Annotated in this window: 6 protein-coding genes, 1 pseudogene and 1 riboswitch; of the genes and pseudogenes, 2 read left to right on the plus strand and 5 right to left on the minus strand. The window is 31.9% G+C overall.

Translation table 11 applies throughout. The features are described 5' to 3' along the window. The first annotated feature begins 168 nt into the window (after positions 1–168). Positions 169–723, plus strand: coding sequence for a CBO0543 family protein (locus AC1DRF_RS15740; RefSeq protein ID WP_427076787.1), 555 nt, complete (start codon positions 169–171; stop codon positions 721–723). 54 nt (positions 724–777) lie between these two features. Here AC1DRF_RS15740 and AC1DRF_RS15745 read toward each other — a convergent pair whose 3' ends face one another. Further along, entirely contained in the window at positions 778–1,254 is a 477-nt protein-coding gene (locus tag AC1DRF_RS15745; protein WP_427076786.1) for a hypothetical protein, read from the minus strand. A 282-nt stretch (positions 1,255–1,536) separates the two neighbouring features. Further along, positions 1,537–1,621, plus strand: a riboswitch (cyclic di-GMP riboswitch). Between the two features lie 22 nt (positions 1,622–1,643). Between AC1DRF_RS15745 and AC1DRF_RS15750 the strand changes: the two genes are divergently transcribed. Then, on the plus strand, positions 1,644–1,772 hold the full coding sequence (locus AC1DRF_RS15750; protein ID WP_477741109.1) for an anti-repressor SinI family protein: 129 nt from the start codon (positions 1,644–1,646) through the stop codon (positions 1,770–1,772). Positions 1,773–1,800: 28 nt separating this feature from the next. On the opposite strand, the gene AC1DRF_RS15755 is transcribed toward AC1DRF_RS15750, so the two are convergent. From AC1DRF_RS15755 to AC1DRF_RS15770, 4 genes and pseudogenes are all read right to left on the minus strand, one after another. Next, positions 1,801–1,944: an anti-repressor SinI family protein gene (locus tag AC1DRF_RS15755; protein ID WP_477741106.1), complete on the minus strand. Its 144-nt coding sequence runs from the start codon at positions 1,942–1,944 to the stop codon at positions 1,801–1,803. Positions 1,945–2,110: 166 nt separating this feature from the next. Beyond that, positions 2,111–2,621: pseudogene (locus AC1DRF_RS15760) on the minus strand (recombinase family protein). A 371-nt stretch (positions 2,622–2,992) separates the two neighbouring features. Further along, positions 2,993–3,808 carry a class D beta-lactamase gene (gene blaOXA, locus AC1DRF_RS15765; protein ID WP_477741107.1) on the minus strand — a complete coding sequence of 272 codons (816 nt, stop codon included), beginning with the start codon at positions 3,806–3,808 and terminating at the stop codon, positions 2,993–2,995. 1,223 nt (positions 3,809–5,031) lie between these two features. Continuing rightward, positions 5,032–5,244, minus strand: a complete 213-nt coding sequence (locus tag AC1DRF_RS15770; RefSeq protein ID WP_477741108.1) for a hypothetical protein — start codon at positions 5,242–5,244, stop codon at positions 5,032–5,034. Positions 5,245–5,406 lie beyond the last annotated feature (162 nt).

The following is a 5,406-nucleotide window of genomic DNA, read 5'->3' on the forward strand; positions in this document are numbered from 1 at the left end:
CACCAATCACCAATCCCACTATACATATCAGTGTAATACCTCAATGTGAATTTAGGTTCCTCATTGGGAATGTTTTTTAGGTAATAAAGAGCTACATAAAACAATAAGATGCTCAAATAATAAAATAGAAATTAAAGTGTTGTATATCGTTATAAAGGGGTTAAATCCATGGATAAAAGAATAGAGAATTTTTGGAGAGTCAGATCCTTACAAGATAAAATAGCAGAATTAGATATAAAGTATTGGTTACACGATGAATTTTTAACAGGAAGTTGGTGGTTGCTTCTTGTTTTTCTTATTCTTCCTTGGATTATTTGGAGTATCTTTTTAAACCGTAAACAAATCCTTGAAACCTTATTGTTTGGTACCTTCATTATTATCATTACATTTCTTCTGGATCTTATAGGAATTACGTTTCGTTTCTGGGGGTACATTACGCAATTCCTGCCCATTTATCCTGGCGCTTTACCTTTTGATTTCAGCATGGTTCCAATTACATTCATGTTATTGTATCAATATTTTAGAACCTGGAAATCCTTTATTGTTTCACTCATATGTATGGCTAGCGCATTTGCTTTTATTGGTGAACCCTTTTCTATATGGGCACATCTTGTCATCTATATAAAATGGAAGTATATATACTCTTTTATTTATTATATTGTAATGGGAATTATAGTAAGAGTTTGTGTTGAAAAATTAGTCGCTATCTCTAAGTCCCATTGATCATTATAGTAATGATTACTACCTCTAAAGTAATGCCGAGGTAGCCTTTTATTTTTATTTCTTTCCTGTTAATAACTTGTTTTCTAGCTTTAATACCCATTTGTAATACCCTAATGTAATTAGTAGAAGCACAGGATCAATGATAGCTGAATACCATAAATTCCACCAACCATAGTGAAAGTATCCCCAAGGTTCGGGACGTAATGTAATCATTTCATAAAGCAATATGGCAACCACCCAAAGGGTAAGGTAGCGAACCTTGTGAATGATTGGCATTTTAAAAGGATACCAATTAAGAAATATCATATTAGCAGGCGGGAGCAATACAGTATGAGTAAGAACTCCCCTCCAATCTGCATTTTCTGTAAAATACCAATAGGCATGATATTTTAAATCTATAAAGACATCAAACATATGCTGAAAAGCAATTGTAAACACCCAAATATGAAGGATTTGATTTGCTGTTAGTCTTTTATTTGTTTTAAATGCAATAAAATTAAATACAATAATGGCAATAGTAAGTCCTATCATGTTTTTTTCCTTTTTAATTAAATATACCACATAATGTTAAAATAGGTAATTTCAAGGGTTTATGCTGTCCAATATAAATAATCCAAAAGGTACACCTTTTTAGACGKATTAAAAATACTMGGCCTTATTGTACRCTTGKTWTACGTCTCTTYCCAGCTGATAWCTMTCAGCATTATTTTTGGAGTTAKAAATAGTTGTTTAATTCAGAAAATAATTATARGAATACTTATTTYGACATACTTCRACATCCATTATGTAGTAAAATTTATATAAATWTACACATTCAGATAAAGGCAAACTAGTTGAAAAGCTAGGACGCAAAGCTACAGGTCTAAAGTCAATTGACTATGACAGCTGAGCCTCCTGAAAATCTGGAGGAATTTATGTTTATGGACAGTAAAAAAGAAGTAATAACGCCACATTTRGACCAAGAATGGATTAGACTTRTCCAAGAGGCTAAGGAAGTAGGGTTATCGGTTAAAGAAGTAAAAGYATTCTTAGATAATACACAAACCTAGYGATAACAAAAAACATTAGATAGGCACGCTATCTAATGTTTTTTGYTATCGTGTTATCTTGAGATTTTGCTTCTAGAAACTSTTTAAATTCTTCTTTACTCACATTTGAATTCATTGCATCTTTAACTAGCYTCATCCACTCTTCTGGCAGAAYTGCTRTAGACTTTTTCATMATAGTACCTCCTTACATAAATMCTTTTTATCATTTAMCGTTTKYTTTAAGCTTAAWACYCTATTTTATAGTGACCATYCACTATATTACTAMTAAATAGTTAATCCTCTTTACTTTAATCGACTATAGATAGCTGTTTATKTAGTGAAAAATAAAAWTCTTTYTRTTATTCTYCYGKAGTCACCGCATTTTTTAKWTTCTGATATTYTCTYCACCGACGATAAAAARTAGCTTCACTTATATTTGTGATTTTACAGATTTCCTTTACAGGCTTATTAGTAGTTTCATGAAGATCCATGGCRTGCCTTACCCMAWCRTGYYTTAACGTGAATTTTTGCTTCTTTCCTTTATATATACCTTTTCTTTTTGTAATCGCAATTCCAGCTTGCTGCTTTTCTTTAATCATCATTCGATCAAGTTCACTAAATGCAGACATAACGGTTAAGATAAACTTCCCTGAAGGTGTTCGTGTTTCTTCCTAGACGATCCATTCGTGTCACGATCAATGTGTCATCTTTTACTAGTTGATGAAGCAATTGTGTTAATTCTTCTTTTTGATGCTGGATACCAGATACTTTTTCTTGCACAATACGATCGACTTTTTCCTCTCTCAATTGTTCAATCTGCGAATCTAAATTTTGATCAAAGGCTGAAATACGCGCATACCCAAAAATCATAAAAAACCTCCTCAAAATTATTAATCAAAAGACAAGTGTATATGATAGTTGAATTATATAGAAAAATCAAAACTCTATTTAACTATCGTTTGGGTATACCCTATTGATTAGTTAATAACTAATTGTCTCTTTATATTGAGGTATATTCTTATTTATACAAAATTATTGAGGGTCCCGAGTACAATGAAGTAAATGACTTCAAGGTTTACTTTAAAGCGTTAAATTGTTACCATGTTATTAGACAACCTTTTTTTATTGTTATTCCTTAGCCAGAAAAGCACATACCATATATAGTGGTTTGTGCTTTTTTAACTTTATAGATCATTTTATAAATTTTAGATTTATTTTAAACAACCCTAAATATCTGTTTTTTATCTCGTGATGAGATTGTACTTTCTTAAGATATCCAATGTGATATTTTTGGCTTTTGTTCCCGATCCATCAATATTTGTTACGAAAACATAAGATTGATTGTCCACTTTTACAAATCCAACGTACCATCCCAGTCCCATGTCAGATAACCTTGTTCCCGTTTTCCCATAAAGTGTATAGTGATCCCCCTCCTCCTGAATCATCATTCGTTTAACAGTTTTCATGACTGGTTTATCAAAGGGAAGTTCTTCTTTATATAATTTTTCTAAAAAATCACCTTGCTCAAGTGCACTAATCTTTAGAGAACTGTCTAACCAAAAATGGTCAATTCCTCCACTAATATCTTCGTTTCCATATGAAGTCTTCTGTACCCACTCTTTCATACGTTTCTCTCCAATGTCTCTCGCCATTTCTTGATAATACCAAATGGCTGACTCACGCATAGCCGATCCTAGAGTATGATCACAGTTCCACGTGTCAAATTCTCTCTTAACACCATCCCAACGCTTCACATCATATTCATCTCGTACGACTTTGACTTGTAATCCAATTAATGCATTAGGAATCTTGAATGTAGATTCTGGAGTGAGTTGTGTAGTCGCTCTTTCCTGATTGTAGACAAATGTTTTTCCTGTTTTAACATTACGTAATAAAAATGTTCCATTTTCATTAGAGAAAAATTCGGTAACATCTAGCTTTTTAACGTTAAGCTTTTCTCTCGAACTAGCTTCTTTACTTGGTGTTTGAGCTTGAGCCGTATAACCTACTACCCCTACAAACAACAAAAAAACAGATAGGTAAATTACTTTTTTCATTTCAAACACTCCATTTCATTATTTAACAACTCCATTTTATGATTATATTTCAGAATATTCAATATTTTTAGGTTTGTATTCATAATTATTTTTCTCATTGGTTTAGTTAATTTATTATTAACTAACCTTTCTCCTGCTTGTCTTTATATTTAATTTCGTTGTCACTCTAATTTATTCCTGTACAAAAAAGAACCCTTAAAGTAGAACGGGGACTGACCGGTTCTACTAAGGATTCTTTTTCCGGAGTATGCAACTTKTTATACATCTTTAKTATGCTAACGKCCTCTTCATAGGTGTATGAAAGATCCATGTATAAGAAGTGCACYWTTTATAATATGTTTGTATGGCMAAAAATAGTCTYTACGAGWAAAACATGTTAYGATCTACTTGCGRTTATATTTTGGTACTTTATAATTGTCAATCYTGATAAAARCTMCCTCGCTTGCTGGAGCATTCTATAWCGAGGTAGTTTTTATTKTGTTATYMATTTCARTTAYCYCTATATTTTTTAKTCTTCAARATGTTCTTAGTSRYCCAACTTATAAMTYCACCTACTAGCACGCCTCCACTAAGAGCTAAAAGATGATAGATATAGTCCYCCCAATATATACAMACTTCACCYCTACATTYTCAGKGAAYTTAATTATMTCTMTCYTACTACTTTTCCAGTGAAAYAATTGTAGTAATTTGRATARCAAMKAATAGTTAGTCATTTTYTCYTAAGGGTATATATAAAATATATTGTATTGTTATAAACTGCYTATGAGAAAAGAGGACTGTTTATGCTAGATGAATATGAAGTGYTCTTATTTACRAGGRAACTTTCAAATTTAACTAAAGACTATCCTACYTGTACAGATYCKTTAACGAAAGAAAGMATSTATCAGCAAATGGAACTGYTRCGTGAGGTTCTTCRMTTACACWATCATAGTRAATTCAAATCAYCTTTACAGTGATTTTTYATTTAATAATAGGCGTCTGCCAACTATAACTCTTTACTAGTTTAGTYTAAAAGACCCTCTARTGMAKTAGAGGGTCTTTTKAATAATCAATAGTGCTATCCATAAAATRWATTACTGTTCTTTAAGMTGAATAAAATAATCTTCTAAAGCTTGCAATGAARGKGCTTCTTTRTAATCGAACKKGTTAYCTTCATCKRCTATTTCATAAKKAGACCAAGGAATGGCTTGATATAYTTCATTTATTAAATCTTTAGATCCTGCTCATACAACCTTAGCTGTATGAGTCTGGGTAACAACAAGATAAGCAAGTCCACTTTTTTGACTCAGAGTTTGAAAAACTGTATAGCTCTCTTCGGTTGCTAAGTCAGCTAACTTAGGAGGATAGTAGATAACGTCATTACAAGGCGTAGGTAAAGCAACGAATTCTTTGGCGAACGTAGATTGAGTTACACCTTTTGCTATCACTTTCATCACCTCTGCTATATTCGATTTAGCTTATGGTTCTTTTTACTATCATCTATTTACTATTTTTTAATTACTCATGTAGTAGTGACTTTTACAGCCTAAGGAACCCGTCAAAAAAACAGTCATATTTACGATATTACATGGTAAAAACTTATATAACGAGAAGAGCCT

It is taken from the genome of Priestia sp. P5_B4, from assembly GCF_056400385.1.

Coding starts and splice junctions, on each gene's coding strand:
- AC1DRF_RS15740 (WP_427076787.1), top strand. CDS start 169: ATGGATAAAAGAATAGAGAATTTTTGGAGAGTCAGATCCTTACAAGAT.
- AC1DRF_RS15745 (WP_427076786.1), bottom strand. CDS start 1,254: ATGATAGGACTTACTATTGCCATTATTGTATTTAATTTTATTGCATTT.
- blaOXA (WP_477741107.1), bottom strand. CDS start 3,808: ATGAAAAAAGTAATTTACCTATCTGTTTTTTTGTTGTTTGTAGGGGTA.